At 60.8% G+C, this 13,094-nt stretch carries 21 protein-coding genes and 1 tRNA gene; 11 read left to right on the top strand and 11 right to left on the bottom strand.

Going from position 1 to position 13,094, the window contains the following annotated elements; translation table 11 throughout:
• Positions 1-3: 3 nt before the first annotated feature.
• Both YU3_RS0116725 and YU3_RS0116720 read right to left on the bottom strand, forming a co-directional pair.
• Positions 4-1,221, bottom strand: coding sequence for an LL-diaminopimelate aminotransferase (locus YU3_RS0116725; protein ID WP_027167327.1), 1,218 nt, complete (start codon positions 1,219-1,221; stop codon positions 4-6).
• 40 nt (positions 1,222-1,261) lie between these two features.
• Entirely contained in the window at positions 1,262-1,669 is a 408-nt protein-coding gene (locus YU3_RS0116720; RefSeq protein ID WP_027167326.1) for a hypothetical protein, read from the bottom strand.
• A gap of 97 nt (positions 1,670-1,766) precedes the next feature.
• On the opposite strand from YU3_RS0116720, the gene phaC reads away from it, so the two are divergent.
• From phaC to YU3_RS0116705, 3 genes are all read left to right on the top strand, one after another.
• Positions 1,767-3,602, top strand: coding sequence for a class I poly(R)-hydroxyalkanoic acid synthase (gene phaC / locus YU3_RS0116715; RefSeq protein WP_027167325.1), 1,836 nt, complete (start codon positions 1,767-1,769; stop codon positions 3,600-3,602).
• Positions 3,603-3,927: 325 nt separating this feature from the next.
• Positions 3,928-5,079, top strand: coding sequence for a YcbK family protein (locus YU3_RS0116710; protein ID WP_051333971.1), 1,152 nt, complete (start codon positions 3,928-3,930; stop codon positions 5,077-5,079).
• A 154-nt stretch (positions 5,080-5,233) separates the two neighbouring features.
• Positions 5,234-5,308, top strand: a tRNA-Glu gene (locus YU3_RS0116705).
• Between the two features lie 612 nt (positions 5,309-5,920).
• Here YU3_RS0116705 and YU3_RS0116700 read toward each other — a convergent pair.
• From YU3_RS0116700 to YU3_RS0116685, 4 genes are read right to left on the bottom strand one after another with little or no spacing between them, the layout of a single operon-like run.
• Positions 5,921-6,115, bottom strand: coding sequence for a hypothetical protein (locus YU3_RS0116700; RefSeq protein ID WP_027167323.1), 195 nt, complete (start codon positions 6,113-6,115; stop codon positions 5,921-5,923).
• Positions 6,112-6,516 (bottom strand): hypothetical protein, encoded by a 405-nt coding sequence (locus tag YU3_RS0116695; protein ID WP_027167322.1) that lies wholly within the window; start codon positions 6,514-6,516, stop codon positions 6,112-6,114. Before YU3_RS0116695 ends, YU3_RS0116700 begins: the two co-directional genes overlap by 4 nt.
• Positions 6,513-6,848 carry a hypothetical protein gene (locus YU3_RS0116690; protein ID WP_027167321.1) on the bottom strand — a complete coding sequence of 112 codons (336 nt, stop codon included), beginning with the start codon at positions 6,846-6,848 and terminating at the stop codon, positions 6,513-6,515. Before YU3_RS0116690 ends, YU3_RS0116695 begins: the two co-directional genes overlap by 4 nt.
• Positions 6,845-7,045: a hypothetical protein gene (locus YU3_RS0116685; RefSeq protein WP_156913494.1), complete on the bottom strand. Its 201-nt coding sequence runs from the start codon at positions 7,043-7,045 to the stop codon at positions 6,845-6,847. The genes YU3_RS0116690 and YU3_RS0116685 overlap by 4 nt, the downstream gene beginning before the upstream one ends.
• A 223-nt stretch (positions 7,046-7,268) precedes the next feature.
• Here YU3_RS0116685 and YU3_RS0116680 point away from each other — a divergent pair, with 223 nt between their 5' ends.
• The 6 genes from YU3_RS0116680 (at position 7,269) to YU3_RS0116655 (ending at position 10,019) form a co-directional block, all read left to right on the top strand.
• The gene (locus YU3_RS0116680; RefSeq protein WP_027167319.1) at positions 7,269-7,496 is read left to right on the top strand and encodes a helix-turn-helix transcriptional regulator; all 228 of its coding nucleotides are present in this window, start codon (positions 7,269-7,271) and stop codon (positions 7,494-7,496) included.
• On the top strand, positions 7,493-7,702 hold the full coding sequence (locus YU3_RS0116675; protein WP_027167318.1) for a hypothetical protein: 210 nt from the start codon (positions 7,493-7,495) through the stop codon (positions 7,700-7,702). The genes YU3_RS0116680 and YU3_RS0116675 overlap by 4 nt, the downstream gene beginning before the upstream one ends.
• Before the next feature lie 101 nt (positions 7,703-7,803).
• Positions 7,804-8,166 carry a hypothetical protein gene (locus YU3_RS0116670; protein ID WP_027167317.1) on the top strand — a complete coding sequence of 121 codons (363 nt, stop codon included), beginning with the start codon at positions 7,804-7,806 and terminating at the stop codon, positions 8,164-8,166.
• Entirely contained in the window at positions 8,166-8,450 is a 285-nt protein-coding gene (locus YU3_RS36675; RefSeq protein WP_051333965.1) for a hypothetical protein, read from the top strand. The genes YU3_RS0116670 and YU3_RS36675 overlap by 1 nt, the downstream gene beginning before the upstream one ends.
• Before the next feature lie 17 nt (positions 8,451-8,467).
• Positions 8,468-9,193 carry a hypothetical protein gene (locus YU3_RS0116660; protein ID WP_027167316.1) on the top strand — a complete coding sequence of 242 codons (726 nt, stop codon included), beginning with the start codon at positions 8,468-8,470 and terminating at the stop codon, positions 9,191-9,193.
• A 367-nt stretch (positions 9,194-9,560) separates the two neighbouring features.
• Positions 9,561-10,019: a hypothetical protein gene (locus YU3_RS0116655; protein ID WP_027167315.1), complete on the top strand. Its 459-nt coding sequence runs from the start codon at positions 9,561-9,563 to the stop codon at positions 10,017-10,019.
• A gap of 275 nt (positions 10,020-10,294) precedes the next feature.
• Here YU3_RS0116655 and YU3_RS0116645 read toward each other — a convergent pair whose 3' ends face one another.
• From YU3_RS0116645 to YU3_RS0116635, 3 genes are read right to left on the bottom strand one after another with little or no spacing between them, the layout of a single operon-like run.
• The gene (locus YU3_RS0116645) at positions 10,295-10,552 is read right to left on the bottom strand and encodes a hypothetical protein (RefSeq protein WP_027167313.1); all 258 of its coding nucleotides are present in this window, start codon (positions 10,550-10,552) and stop codon (positions 10,295-10,297) included.
• 3 nt (positions 10,553-10,555) lie between these two features.
• On the bottom strand, positions 10,556-10,765 hold the full coding sequence (locus YU3_RS0116640) for a hypothetical protein (RefSeq protein ID WP_027167312.1): 210 nt from the start codon (positions 10,763-10,765) through the stop codon (positions 10,556-10,558).
• Between the two features lie 2 nt (positions 10,766-10,767).
• Entirely contained in the window at positions 10,768-11,628 is an 861-nt protein-coding gene (locus tag YU3_RS0116635) for an ATP-dependent DNA ligase (protein WP_027167311.1), read from the bottom strand.
• An 86-nt stretch (positions 11,629-11,714) separates the two neighbouring features.
• Here YU3_RS0116635 and YU3_RS0116630 point away from each other — a divergent pair, with 86 nt between their 5' ends.
• Entirely contained in the window at positions 11,715-11,939 is a 225-nt protein-coding gene (locus tag YU3_RS0116630) for a hypothetical protein (protein ID WP_027167310.1), read from the top strand.
• Here the strand turns inward: YU3_RS0116630 and YU3_RS0116625 are convergent.
• Positions 11,932-12,147, bottom strand: a complete 216-nt coding sequence (locus tag YU3_RS0116625) for a hypothetical protein (protein ID WP_027167309.1) — start codon at positions 12,145-12,147, stop codon at positions 11,932-11,934. The genes YU3_RS0116630 and YU3_RS0116625 overlap by 8 nt on opposite strands.
• 171 nt (positions 12,148-12,318) lie before the next feature.
• On the opposite strand from YU3_RS0116625, the gene YU3_RS0116620 reads away from it, so the two are divergent.
• Positions 12,319-12,543, top strand: a complete 225-nt coding sequence (locus tag YU3_RS0116620) for a hypothetical protein (RefSeq protein WP_027167308.1) — start codon at positions 12,319-12,321, stop codon at positions 12,541-12,543.
• Between the two features lie 95 nt (positions 12,544-12,638).
• On the opposite strand, the gene YU3_RS36670 is transcribed toward YU3_RS0116620, so the two are convergent.
• Entirely contained in the window at positions 12,639-12,842 is a 204-nt protein-coding gene (locus YU3_RS36670; RefSeq protein ID WP_036258686.1) for a hypothetical protein, read from the bottom strand.
• Positions 12,843-13,094 lie beyond the last annotated feature (252 nt).

The raw sequence follows: 13,094 nt of genomic DNA, 5'->3' as shown, positions 1-13,094 counted from the left end.
AACTCAACGCCGAACGGGGAGCGGCACCACATTGTTGGGCTGCTTGGCGGTCGAGGTCAGGAAGCGCTTTATGTTACGCGCGGCTTGGCGGATCCGGTGCTCGTTCTCGACCAGCGCCAGGCGCACATAGTCGTCGCCATGCTCGCCGAAGCCGACGCCCGGCGCCACCGCGACATCCGCATGCTCGATCAGCAGCTTGGAGAATTCGAGCGAACCGAGGTGGCGGAACTGTTCGGGGATCGGCGCCCAGGCGAACATCGAGGCCGCCGGCGCGGGAATGGTCCAGCCGGCCCGGCTGAACGAATCGACCATCACGTCGCGCCGCTTGTGGTAGACTTCGCGCACCTCGGCGATATCGGCGCCGTCGCCGTTCAGCGCATGCGCCGCCGCCACCTGGATCGGCGTGAAGGCGCCATAGTCTAGATAGGACTTCACGCGCGTCAGCGCCGAAATCAGCCGCTCGTTGCCGACCGCGAAACCCATGCGCCAGCCAGGCATGGAAAAGGTCTTCGACATCGAGGTGAACTCGACGCAGACATCCATCGCGCCCGGCACCTGCAGCACCGAAGGCGGCGGATTGCCGTCGAAATAAATCTCGGAATAGGCAAGATCGGACAGGATGATGATGTCGTTCTTCCTCGCGAAGGCGACCACGTCCTTGTAGAAGTCGAGCGAGGCGACGAGCGCCGTCGGGTTCGACGGATAGTTGAGGATCAGCGCCAGCGGCTTCGGGATCGAGTGGCGAACACCGCGTTCGAGCGCCGGGATGAAGCCGTCATCGGGCTCGACCTGCAGCGAGCGGATGACGCCGCCCGACATGATGAAGCCGAAGGCGTGGATCGGATAGGTCGGATTGGGGCACAGGATGACGTCGCCGGGCGCGGTGATCGCCTGCGCCATGTTGGCGAAGCCTTCCTTCGAGCCAAGCGTCGCCACGACCTGCGTGTCGGGGTTGAGCTTCACGCCGAAGCGGCGCTGGTAATAGTTCGCCTGGGCACGGCGCAGGCCCGGAATGCCGCGCGAGGACGAATAGCGATGGGTGCGCGGATCGCGCACCACCTCACACAATTTGTCGACGATGGCTTTCGGCGTCGGCAGGTCCGGATTGCCCATGCCAAGGTCGATGATGTCGGCGCCGCGCGAGCGGGCACTGGCCTTCAGCCGATTGACCTGCTCGAACACGTAAGGCGGAAGCCGGCGGACCTTGTGAAATTCTTCCATTTCAGTTCCAGACCATCAAGTTTCGGCGCGCGATATAAACCTAATTGCAGCTAGGGTCGAGGGCAGGGTCGCATTTGCCCTCGATCTGCTTCAGCGTGTCGGCGCCATGCGTCTTGGCGAGCGTGTTGAGCGCCGCCGAGTTGGCGCCGGGCTTGACGCTGCCGCCCTTGGCAATCTGCGCCTGCTCTTCGGCCTTGAGCTGGGCGAGGTTCGCCGCGGTCTCTTCCTTGGTGAGCTGCTTGGCGGCCACCTGGGGCGGGACGTTGAGGTTCGGATAGGAGCCGGTGTCCTTCGGACCATCGCTCAACGCCGTCGGCGCCGCGCTGTTCGTGCCGGTGCTCGTGCAGCCGCCCGCGGGCAGCAGCACGCCAAACAGCCCTGCCACTGCGGCCATGCGGCAAATCGAACCCACGCCGAGAAAAAAAGTCCCGCCGACATTAATCGTCATATTGTTTTCCTGGCAGCCGGGTTAGAGCGAATTGGACCCGGTCAGATGTCCCATGGTAATATGTCAAGAAAACGCTCCGGGAGGAACCCCGCGAACCATGTCCAAACCTGACGATTCGGACAAAGCGGAGAATGGCGGACCTTCGACCGTCGAGCAATATCTGGTGAAGGACCCCGAGCGCTTCGCCCTGAACATGGCGCGCATGATCGAGCAGGCTGGCAAGGCGGCTTCCGCCTGGGCCGAACCGCGCGAGAAAGGCGAAGTACGCGACCATGTCGCCGAACCCGTCGTCGACATGGTCAAGACCTTCTCCAAGCTCTCGGAGTACTGGCTGGGCGACCCGCAACGCGCGCTCGAGGCGCAGACGCGGCTGTTCGCCGGCTATATGACCGTCTGGGCGAACGCCATCCAGAAGGCCACGCCCAACGCCGAGGCTCCCGACGATGCGGTCAAGCCGGAGCGCGGCGACAAGCGCTTCCAGGACCCTGAATGGGGCCGCAATGCCTTCTTTGATTTCCTGAAGCAGGCCTATCTCGTCACCTCGCGCTGGGCGAACGAGCTTGTCGAGCACGCCGAGGGCCTGGACGAGCACACCCGTCACAAGGCGAGCTTCTACGTCAAGCAGGTGTCGAATGCGATTGCGCCGTCAAACTTCATCCTGACCAATCCGGAACTGTTCCGCGAGACCGTGGCCTCGAACGGCGAGAACCTGGTGCGCGGCATGAAGATGCTGGCCGAGGATATCGCCGCCGGCCGCGGCGACCTGAAGCTGCGCCAGGCGGACTACGCGCCCTTCGAGATCGGCAAGAACATCGCCACCACACCCGGCAAGGTCATCGGCCGCAGCGATGTCGCCGAGATCATCCAATACGATCCGGTGACTGAAACCGTGCTGAAGCGCCCGCTGCTGATCTGCCCGCCATGGATCAACAAATTCTACATCCTCGACCTCAACCCGCAGAAATCCTTCATCCGCTGGGCGATCGAGCAGGGCCACACCGTCTTCGTCATCTCCTGGATCAACCCGGACGAGCGCCACGGCGCCAAGGGCTGGGAAGCCTACATCCGGGAAGGCCTGCAATACGGTCTGGACATGGTGGAGAAGGCGACCGGCGAAAAGGAGGTCAACGCCATCGGCTACTGCGTCGGCGGCACGCTGCTTGGCGCGGCCCTCGCGCTGTTGGCGCAGGAAGGCGACCGCCGCATCAAATCGGCCACCTTCTTCGCCACGCAGGTCGACTTCACCTATGCCGGCGATCTCAAGGTCTTCGTCGACGAGGACCAGATCGCCGCCGTCGAGCGCTCGATGAGCGAAAAAGGCTATCTCGACGGCACCAAGATGGCGACAGCCTTCAACATGCTGCGCTCCGGCGACCTGATCTGGCCCTATGTCATCAACAACTACATGCGCGGCAAGGAGCCCCTGCCCTTCGACCTGCTCTACTGGAATTCGGATTCCACGCGCATGGCGGCGGCCAACCACTCCTTCTATCTGCGCAACTGCTATCTTGAGAACAATCTCTCGCGCGGCACGATGGAACTTGCCGGGCGCACCGTCTCGCTGGCCGACATCACGATCCCTGTCTACAACCTGGCCACGAAAGAGGACCACATCGCGCCGGCGCTTTCGGTGTTCCAGGGATCGCAGTTTTTCGGCGGCGACGTTGAATATGTAATGACGGGTTCCGGCCATATCGCCGGCGTGGTCAACCCGCCTGCCGCCAAGAAATATCAGTACTGGACCGGCGGCAAGCCGGTGGGCGACTTCAGCACCTGGCTTGCTGCCGCTCACGAACACCAGGGCTCCTGGTGGACGCACTGGCAACACTGGATCGAGAACCAGGACAACATCCACGTCCCTGCCCGAAAACCCGGCAAGCGTATGAAAACCTTGGGAGATGCGCCGGGCACCTATGTCAAGGTGCGTGTGTAACGGACTGTAATGTCTGGTGAGTTGACGGGCCGCCAAAACAGGGCGAAATGGAGGCGTCAATCGTTTCACGGCCTCAAATCACGTTCCGACGCTGAATAATTCCGAGGCTTGCAGATTCGACACACGTCCCGTTCCGGTTGGGAACTGGGGGGTTATCGCGACGCGGTGCTGGAGCGGCGTGGCGATGACGAACCGACCGGATATCGAGGGGGAATTTATTTTGAAATCAGCAGGTTGGCGTCTTGCACGAAGGGAAAGTCGCAGCATTGCGGCGGCGCTTTTCTCCGTGCTGCTGGCCTCCTGCACCTCGACCGGCGACCCGACGATGTCGGTCGTTTCGCCCGCCTACAATTCAACCGCCAGCGAAATGAACGCGACATCCAGCGCCAAGACCGCGGCCGCGGCCGATTCGTCGCGTCAGGCATCCGCGCCCGCCGAAGCGGCCTCGACCGTGATGAGCGAGGGCGACAAGCCGCTGCCCGAGAAGGTCGCCTATGTGCCGGAGACGCGGCCGGGCGGCACCTTCCCCGTCGCCATCCCTGCCGGCGCCCAGGCCATTGCCGGCAGCACGCCGCAACCGCTGGTTCAGCAGGCGCAAACCGCGGAACAGACACAAGCCGTCGCCCAGCAGGGCGATGCCGCCGCCGTTGCATCGAAGGCGCAGGCGACCACGCAGGCCATGAGCAATGGCGTCTATGTGACCGCGAGCGAACCGGCGCAGCCGCAAATCGCCGCGCCGAAGAAGAGCCTGTTCGCCTCGCTGTTCAGCACCACGCCGGCCTCCGCCGCGCCCGCGCCGCTGATCAACAACGCGCGTTCCGGCGACCAGCCCGCCGCGCAGGCCAAGACCACCCCGCCACCGGCCAAGCCGATCGTGACGCTGGCCTCGGCGACGCCAGGCGAAAAGCCGGTGCAATTGGCCTCGCTCGACGACCCAAGCTATCACATCACCGGCGCCGACGCCCTGCCGGGCGTGCGCCAGACCGCGCTGTTCGAGATCAAGCGCAAATCCGGCATCGACGACGAGAGCGACGTCGACCTCAACGAGGATGAGGGCAGCGGCGGGTCCTACCAGGTGGCGTCGGCCGCCGGCATGGCAAGGCTCGCCCCGAACGGCCTTTTGAAGCAGAACGAAAGCGTCGACGTCGCTTGCCTCAAGCCGTCGCTGGTGCGGGTGCTGAAGACGATCGAGGGCCATTTCGGCCGCAAGATGATCGTCACCTCCGGCTATCGCGATCCCTCGCGCAACCGCCGCGCCAACGGTGCCAAGAACTCGCTGCACATGTACTGCGCCGCCGCCGACATCCAGTTGCCCGGTGTGTCGAAGTGGGAGTTGGCGAGCTATGTCCGCTCGATGCCCGGCCGCGGCGGCGTCGGCACCTACTGCCACACCGAATCCATCCATGTTGACGTCGGCCCCGAGCGCGACTGGAACTGGCGCTGCCGTCGCCGCAGCGGCGGTGGCGAGGACGGCTGAGCCCGCCTGCCCTTCGGCCGCCTCCGCACGCGCGCAACGCAATTTTTCGTTTAAAAGTCACACGTTTCACGGCGCGGTGAAAAAAGTTGTCGCATGTGGCTGCGGATGGGTTGCCGGTTGGCAACAACGCAATTATAAGCCGCTTCGTCTGAGCGCGCCCATCGTCTAGCGGTTAGGACACCGCCCTTTCACGGCGGTAACAGGGGTTCGATTCCCCTTGGGCGTACCAGATATTTCAAGCACTTAGCTGCTTTCCAGCACAAATCATCGAATATCAGCCGAATATACGCCCGCGAATTTGCCTGAACGGCTCTGATTGATTTCGCAACGGTTCCTGCGACTATCGACCCTACGACACCAGCTTGTTTGGGGGGTAGCGCAATGCCGTCCACTATTTGGAAAGCGGTTGCGTCTGGAGCAGTAGGAATCGTCATCGGCATCGGCGGGACGGTGACGACTGGAGCGTTTGGTTATCTGAACAAGAACAGGGAACTCGATATCGAAATGGTCCGCGTCTCGCTCTCGATCCTTGCTGGAGAAAATAAGGACAGCTCCCTACCAGGACGAAGGTTCGCGCTAAGAGCTCTGGAGCGCTACTCGGGCGTCACAATTCCGGCCGATGAATTCGAAGATTGGGCACAAAGAGGAACCGTGCCCAACCTGCTTCCTTATGGCGGACCATATGGGGGACCATATAGCGGAAGTCTTGGCTTTGGCTTTCCTGGGCTACCTGGGCTACCTGGGCTACCTGGGCTACCGCCGGCTCCCGGGCAATCTTATCCTTCGCGTGAAAAAAGCCCGCCACCGTGAGGCAGCGGGCCAATTGGGTCGGCGTTGGACCCTATTGAATGCAAGATCCCGGCGGGTAGCGCCTAGAGTCGTAGCTCGACTGCGAGACTAGCCAGAAATGTTCGTCGCCCCGCATAGGCATCATGCCGAAGATGTTGCGGTAAGCGTGGTGGAACGGCACGACGATCATATCGTTGCTCGGCTCCAATAGCGGGTCGAGCGCGGCGTGTTGATTGGGGACGGTCATAGCCGCTCCCGTCCCTGCTTTTCGAGGTGCGCGTTCACAGCCTCGCCAATCATAGCGCTGTGGTTCACGCTCGTGAGGAAGCCGATTTCGATGCCCGATAGCTTTCCGGCCTCCTTGCAGCGGACCAGCATATCGTTGACGATCCAGCCCAGCAGAGGGATATTGCCGTTTGTCCGATGCTCTGCGCAGTAGGCGAGATATTCTTCGGCAAGCTGGTGGCCTTTGGCGCAGTCGGCGCTATAGCTGCCGGTTCCCTCAACAAACCACCAGACGACCTCAGTTCCCCCCTTCGGCCGGCGAGGGCGCATGAATGACAGATCGTCAGCCGGATGGGCTGGCATCGAGCGAGATAGCTTTGCTCGATACTTGGCCAGCAGGACAACGTTGGAGGATGCGCTCATGACTGCGCACTCCTGGCTGTGTCCTCGAAGTGAATTCGGATGTTTTTTCCTCTAGGAGATTCCTTGCTGCCGGTGTGAGTAATAAAACCGGCTTCATCAGGAATCTCGCCCTCGGGATAGACATGGGCGATCATCAACGATCCGTCGCCCAGTTCGATATTCCATTCCCTCAGCGGCACAGACATCTCTCTGGCGAGTCTGCGGACGCGCATGCAGGGTCGCTCCGGTGTGGCGGAGCCGGACGGGAAAGCCGCCGCAGCGGCTCCCACGACCGGCACAGAGGCCATTGCGCCAATGAGCAAGCCGCGGCGGTCGATGGATGAGGCGCTCATGACTGCCTCACAACCAGGACGTACCCGGCCACATGATTGATGTCGACGCGAAACTGCCCGCCATTGATGATCGCCAGGGAAGCGGCGATCGAGGCGGCGTCACGGTCGATCTGCCGCGCCGCCTTGGCCATTTCCTCGGCTGCTGGGCAAGGCAAAGCTCCGCCGGCCGCCGGAATCAAGGATTTCAGCATTTCCACTTCCTCAAGCCTGATTGTTAATTTGCCGGTTTCCGGCTTTCCCTGGCGCCCAGGCCCCCCGCCAAGAGGAATCCTTTGCTCATCTGAGAGCGCGGGCAAATCACTTCATCAGTCGTGCCCGCTATTCACATGTAACGCAAATCGTTATCCAGAACGGTATTCATTGCGCCTATCCGCGTCAAACGATTTTAGTTAGGATTAGCGCAAATCGTCAGGAGGCATAATGAACCCCGCACAATGCCGAGCCGGTCGGGCGCTGGTCGACATGTCTCAGGAAGATCTTGCCAAAGCGGCTGCGGTCGGACTGTCGACGGTCCGCAATTTCGAGGCCCGGCGATCGATGCCGATCCAGAACAACCTTGCTGCAATCCAGCGCGCTCTCGAATCTGCCGGCGTCGAGTTCATTCCGGAGAATGGTGGCGGCGCCGGGGTGAGGCTGAGGAAGTCATGATCTTTTGGATCAACCTGATGGGGCTTGTCGCGACCGGCCTCGCTGCAGTGTTTTGGCTCATTGCGGCGTCGATCCGCGTCCCCGACAATATCGACACGTTCATCGGGGAATTGCAGCGCGCGGGCCGATGGAATGCAGCTGGCGGCTTAGCGGCCTGCCTGGGCTTCACCTGTCAGGCTGCCCTCTTCTTGATGAATCTAACGTGAGAAGTATTCCCCCCGAGGAGCTTCTTAGGCCAGCAATTGGACCCCAACTTGCTAATGACGAGCTGCGGTGCTTCAATTGAAGAAACCGTGGGGACGGGGAAATGTTATTCAGGGCAGCATTGGCTTTTGCCGCGTGTTTGATGCCGTCTCTGGCATCAGCAAACGATGAGGTATTGCAGTTTCAAATCGAGAGTGAGCTGGCTTACTTGAAAGTCGGCTACGGCATCGAGAGCGTGGAAGTCCGCGCTGAAGGCGTCGGCACCAAAGTTCTCATCGGCGTTGATTCCGTTATTTCCAACTTCAGCGACGTCATGTGGGATACAGCGCAGCGGTCAAGTCTGATGAGCCCTGCGCCAGTACTACTGCTGGCCATCGAACAGCATTCGGCATTCGGAAGCGCGACAGGAAAGCGCCTCTGCTATTTGCGCGCCCGGAAGGGCCAAGTTTTCGAGGGGACGTGCTGATGAGGAAACTGCTCGCGATTGCCGTCCTACTGCTGCCTTTAGGCGGCTGCGCAGCGGATTACCTCAACAACTATGACACGATGACGCTGGCCGCTGGAGACGCCAACAAGCAGAACCAGCTTTTGCAGACTGTCGATCCCTATAACCCGGCCTCGAACAACACGAAGATCGAAGGCGACGGCGCGAGAAGCGTTGCCGTCGTTCAGAAGTACAGGCAGCCGCCCGGAGCATCCTCTGGCACTGCCGCATCCTCATTACCGCCGCCGCCACCACCCGGAGGCTAGAAGGGGGCAACGACCCTATGTGGCTCGTGCTGAAGGCCAATCCGTCAGATCAGAGCGATTGGCTGAAGATGTTCAAGCCGCCCTTCGACCCCTGCGTCGAACTGATACCGAATCAGTCGGGCGACCAGTTGCTCGTTCTCAAATCGAAAGAGCTGGACAGTCTCCCAACACTTAAAGACGTGCTCAACGCCGGAGACGGCATTGTCCGGATCTTGAATGGCGTCGCCGGAGGAGTCGTTTTTGGAGATTCATCGGTTGAAGCCGACGGAGCCATAGAAATGCGCGATGGCAAATTGATCCGCCACATGATGTTGCGCGCGGAAACAGCACATTTTAGATTCGGCCGGGGGTCCGCCGAATTCCACGTGATCATTCGAGGTCACGATGGCAACATCGTTGTGCCGCCTCCGGCTCCGACTTCGGCTCAGCGCCGCTACGCTGCCTCGACAACAAGCGATCTTCTGACACACGCGCTCAACTATTGTGCTGGAGAACCGGGGTGGTTCGATCTTTACAAGGCGATGGAGTGCCTAGAACAGGCAGGCCGGATCCGGAGGTCGGCCAAGGGCGAAATTGGTCGTTTCAATAGGACTGCGAACTATTTCCATCGGCACCATGACAGGAGCAACGAGCCGCCAACAAACCCAATGGACTTGCACGAAGCTCGCCGCTTGTTGCGCTCGCGAGTCAATGACGCGCTAGATGAGATTGCTCGGCAAGACCAACTTACTGACCGAAAGTGACCCCCGCGCCCCAGCTCTCTGGATGCTCTCCAGCGCGGTCTGGCGATGCCGGCAACGCAACATGATCGGCGCGACGGCCTGTGCCCTGCTGGCAATAGCAGCCCTCGGGCGTGTAGACGATGGCTGCAAACGGACCATTCTTCTTTCGTATCAGGTCGGGTTTCCCCCCGAAAGGAGCGCTGTGCGCGCGCTCGGGTGCCATAATCCGGTTCTAACAACCGGCTTGCGCTAAGCAGCCATGGAGGCCATTCTACCGGCTGGGTGGGAACGTACTCTTCCAGCCTCGGCCCGGCTGTTTTGTCCTCCCCCAGGTTGTTCGGCAGTCGGGCCGCCTCTCTGCCTACTTGTTGCGGTGAAGGTCGCTTCGATGGCAAAAGAAGAGTTCCAGGCAAACTGGCGCGGTTCACGAAAATATCAATTTGATGTGGAAACGCGTCTGAAGCAGGCCGCGCTCGATCGTAAGGTCACTGACACGACCCACCTGGCGCACGTGCCCACTGCCGCCGACGTGGATGGCAAACATGCAAATGCCTCGAATATCGGCCCTTGGTCGCGGCTTGATCCGCTCTGCGATCTGCTACCTACCATACTCCCTGCGCAGGCTTCGGAGCTGATTCAGCCCAAGCCACCGAGACGGCGTAGTATCTTCATCGCCAAGTTGCTTCTCTTCGCGACAGTCGCTTCCATTGCTGGCTACGTCACAACGCTGTTTCTCATCGTCGCGCCAGCGCCGATATCGACGACGGTCGCGCAGCATGAGACCAGAGCGCCAGAACCTTCCCTGCCCCCGGTGGTGCACATCCCCCCGAACCGGCCGGATAAATAAGCCAGTCGGCTAGCGGCGCCGCTTGTCGGGCGTGATCGCATGGTTTGTGAACTGAAGGTTCCGATCGTCACGGCCGGCGGCGCGGCACTCGTGGCAATAGATCACCTTGATCAGATCCCAGTGCAGGCATCCGTGATCCGGCCCGAGCCGCCTGACCTGTGCGGCAACGTCCAGGGTCGCCCGGCGCTTGCATGTCAGACAGTTTGTGCTCTCACTTCGGCCGAGTCGGCGCTTCTGATTTCGTCGAGCGCGCCCTTGCGGCGGCCCGTCGATCATCATCCACCTTTGGCCTTGGCGTAGCCGGTCGGCCTGGTATCGGGCGTATAGATCAAGCCGACGTCGTTCCCGTTGCATCTGTTGCACCGAAGCTTTGGCCTGATGTCCCATTCCATGGCTGGCGCGTCCGGGCCGAACCTATCGCGAAGCTTGGCGAGATCGAGCACTTGGTGGTGGTTGCACGCGGAATTGTGACAGTGAGCCGTCACCGTCATCTTGCCGTCGATCAGGGATTGCAGCGTCCAGCCTTTTGTCATCGATTAGCGGCCCAGAGGTTGCCTTGAAAGCGCGATCAGCTCCGCTTCGTCAACCACGCCGGTCATAAAATTGGCGATGATCCGCGAGGCCAGTCTGCTCTGAGACTCAGCTGATTGGTCAGGGGTTTTCATTTGCGCGAAAACCCTCCCGAGCAAGGCCAATTCGTCCGGATCAAAAATCCCGGCATCCACGGCTTTTCGTCTGATAGGCATGTCTAATGCTCCTCCCGGAAATCTTGCAACGAAGCGTGCCGCAAGTCCTCTTCGCCGCGGAGATGCTTCACGCGGCCGATCAGCCCCGGCTTGACCCATTGGGTCGCCGGCCGCTTCATGCCCTTTGGCGCCGGCCCGGCGTGCTCCTGGACACGCTTCCACAGGCGTTCGCGGATAGCTTGGCTGGAGTTGATGAACGCCGATCCGACATAGCGTCCAGTGCCTCGCTCTGCCATCAATGCAAAGGCTGGCTTGCCCGCCTCGCGCTCCACGCCGAGCAGCTCATATTCATCGATCGAGTAGCATTTCGCCTTCAGCCAATTGGTCGACGGGCCGCTGCGGTATCTGCTGTCGCGGCGCTTCGACACCATGCCCTCGAGCCCGGCCTGGTCAAGTAGGTGATAGATAGCCTTCGCATCGCCCGGCAAAGGCTCGCTGAACTGGATACGGCCGCCGGGCTCGATCATGCTGGCCAGGATCTCGCGCCGCTCCTCCAGCGCCATGTCGCGCAGATCGTGGCCGTTGAGGTGGAGAAGGTCGAAGGCCACGAAATAGAGGTCGTGCTGCCGGCGGGTGATCGCCTTGCGCAACTCGCCGAAGTCGGACAGGCCGGCCTCGTTCAGGACGATGATCTCGCCGTCGACGATGGCGCTTTCCGCGCCGAGGCTCGCGGCTTCCTTCACCAGGTCGCGATACTTCGCGGTCCAGTCATGGCCGTTGCGCGTGTAAATCCGGGTGCCGTCTTCGTCGATGACCAACTGCGAGCGGTAGCCATCGAATTTCACCTCGTGCAGCCAGTTGTCGCCTTCCGGCGGTTGCTCGACAAGGGTCGGCATCAAAGGGGGGACGAACTTCAAACGCATGCACCGGACTCACAAGGCGCGATTCAATCAGCTTGCGCTAAAATAGTTCCCGGAACATTTTAGACGAATTGCATGTTTGAAGAGTCATGAAGATCGAAGCCGACGAATGCCGGACGGCACTGACGCTGATCCGGCGCACGATCGAGGAACACTGCCCGCCGGGCGTGCTGCCCAGCGAAGAAATGGTCAACGGGCTTTATGGGCCGGAGTTGATTCATGAGGCCGAAGCGCTGGCGACCGCTATCGTGGCGACGGTCGACAAACTCACCTTACAGGCACACGAGATGCCGCCGGCAAGCAGCATCAAATAGTAGGATCGGAAAAGGCGCGCCATGCTAACCAAGCCTGTTCGGCATCATGTCGATAACCGGGAGGCATGGATTGCCAATCGGCCGGCGCAATCCTCATGCACCATTTCGGCTCGCGGAAGCCCCAATGCTCGATCCCGACCATCTCGGAACCGTCAAACCAGACCGACACATTGAGCTTGGGAAAATGCAGCACCTTGCCTGCCACCATGTGCGTTCGATCTCATATTCGCCGGTGCCTTCGGCCCACCGCGTCCAGCCCTTGCCGGGCCGCTCGGTCAGATCACAATCGCGCATGGCTTCAATTTAGCCTCTTGCTCGCCGCTCTGAAAATAGGAATTCTATCCTTGATGGGGCGATCACCAACAAAGAGGCGGTCGCAATGGTCCGACGCAACAAACCGAAAGAACTCTCAGAGACAGAGATAGCCGAATTCATGGCCGCGGCAGCGGCCATGCACGAAGCCATCGTTACGCCGCTGATATCGACGCAATGCGATCACTACCGATTGATGCAGGACTTGCACCAGGCGCTGCTTAAGGCGGTGAAGGACATCACCGGGAAGGACGCGGCGTTCATCCGCTGGTTTGGGGCTGGATCGCGTTGAGCAGCAATTCACCATTCGTTCACGACATTAGCGCAACCTAACGTAAGGTCATGCTGGTACAGCGTACATGGCTAAAGCCCTAGCGCCGATCCCCCTCAGCGCTGGGGCTTTTTGTGGATAATCCATTCCACCAGATTGGGATCAACGTATTCGTCACCCGTCACGATGCGAACCAGGTTCGTAGCGCGTGGCCGCCATTGATCCTCTGGCACCTTGTCCTCGACAACCCAACGGTTGAACGCTTCGCGCATCGCTTCGAATTCAAAGTATGGGGTGTTGTCGTTGGAGGGATTCCGCATTGGCTCGCAACGCCGAAGCGGTTCAGTTGGTTCCTATCTGGCAAGTACCGGCCAGTTCTACTCCCCGTAGCCCGTCAAACTGATTGAGAAACGAAACAGGCCTGCCCGGCGTGGGCAACCGGACAGGCCCGTCTCGGAGCCAAAGGGGATTGAGCTCCTAGCGGCCGGAGATACGAAGAACCGTGCCGCGCGACCCGAACCGGCTGGCCGGTCGATTGTTCCATTAGCGATCGCTTTAGAACTAACTCGCCT

Origin of the sequence: Mesorhizobium sp. WSM3224 (assembly GCF_000427725.1) — a bacterium.
GTDB lineage: Bacteria > Pseudomonadota > Alphaproteobacteria > Rhizobiales > Rhizobiaceae > Mesorhizobium.
Note: the sequence above shows the minus strand (reverse complement) of the source record. Positions and strands in the feature narration are given on the sequence as shown.

Bases quoted from the DNA above. Each gene is read 5' to 3' on its own strand.
- YU3_RS0116720 (WP_027167326.1), bottom strand. From the start codon at position 1,669: ATGACGATTAATGTCGGCGGGACTTTTTTTCTCGGCGTGGGTTCGATT.
- YU3_RS36670 (WP_036258686.1), bottom strand. From the start codon at position 12,842: ATGCGGAATCCCTCCAACGACAACACCCCATACTTTGAATTCGAAGCG.
- YU3_RS0116620 (WP_027167308.1), top strand. From the start codon at position 12,319: ATGGTCCGACGCAACAAACCGAAAGAACTCTCAGAGACAGAGATAGCC.
- phaC (WP_027167325.1), top strand. From the start codon at position 1,767: ATGTCCAAACCTGACGATTCGGACAAAGCGGAGAATGGCGGACCTTCG.
- YU3_RS0116670 (WP_027167317.1), top strand. From the start codon at position 7,804: ATGTTATTCAGGGCAGCATTGGCTTTTGCCGCGTGTTTGATGCCGTCT.
- YU3_RS0116725 (WP_027167327.1), bottom strand. From the start codon at position 1,221: ATGGAAGAATTTCACAAGGTCCGCCGGCTTCCGCCTTACGTGTTCGAG.
- YU3_RS0116645 (WP_027167313.1), bottom strand. From the start codon at position 10,552: ATGACAAAAGGCTGGACGCTGCAATCCCTGATCGACGGCAAGATGACG.
- YU3_RS0116655 (WP_027167315.1), top strand. From the start codon at position 9,561: ATGGCAAAAGAAGAGTTCCAGGCAAACTGGCGCGGTTCACGAAAATAT.
- YU3_RS0116675 (WP_027167318.1), top strand. From the start codon at position 7,493: ATGATCTTTTGGATCAACCTGATGGGGCTTGTCGCGACCGGCCTCGCT.
- YU3_RS0116630 (WP_027167310.1), top strand. From the start codon at position 11,715: ATGAAGATCGAAGCCGACGAATGCCGGACGGCACTGACGCTGATCCGG.
- YU3_RS0116690 (WP_027167321.1), bottom strand. From the start codon at position 6,848: ATGAGCGCCTCATCCATCGACCGCCGCGGCTTGCTCATTGGCGCAATG.
- YU3_RS0116640 (WP_027167312.1), bottom strand. From the start codon at position 10,765: ATGCCTATCAGACGAAAAGCCGTGGATGCCGGGATTTTTGATCCGGAC.
- YU3_RS0116695 (WP_027167322.1), bottom strand. From the start codon at position 6,516: ATGAGCGCATCCTCCAACGTTGTCCTGCTGGCCAAGTATCGAGCAAAG.
- YU3_RS0116700 (WP_027167323.1), bottom strand. From the start codon at position 6,115: ATGACCGTCCCCAATCAACACGCCGCGCTCGACCCGCTATTGGAGCCG.
- YU3_RS0116625 (WP_027167309.1), bottom strand. From the start codon at position 12,147: ATGGTGGCAGGCAAGGTGCTGCATTTTCCCAAGCTCAATGTGTCGGTC.
- YU3_RS0116635 (WP_027167311.1), bottom strand. From the start codon at position 11,628: ATGCGTTTGAAGTTCGTCCCCCCTTTGATGCCGACCCTTGTCGAGCAA.
- YU3_RS0116710 (WP_051333971.1), top strand. From the start codon at position 3,928: ATGTCGGTCGTTTCGCCCGCCTACAATTCAACCGCCAGCGAAATGAAC.
- YU3_RS36675 (WP_051333965.1), top strand. From the start codon at position 8,166: ATGAGGAAACTGCTCGCGATTGCCGTCCTACTGCTGCCTTTAGGCGGC.
- YU3_RS0116660 (WP_027167316.1), top strand. From the start codon at position 8,468: ATGTGGCTCGTGCTGAAGGCCAATCCGTCAGATCAGAGCGATTGGCTG.
- YU3_RS0116680 (WP_027167319.1), top strand. From the start codon at position 7,269: ATGAACCCCGCACAATGCCGAGCCGGTCGGGCGCTGGTCGACATGTCT.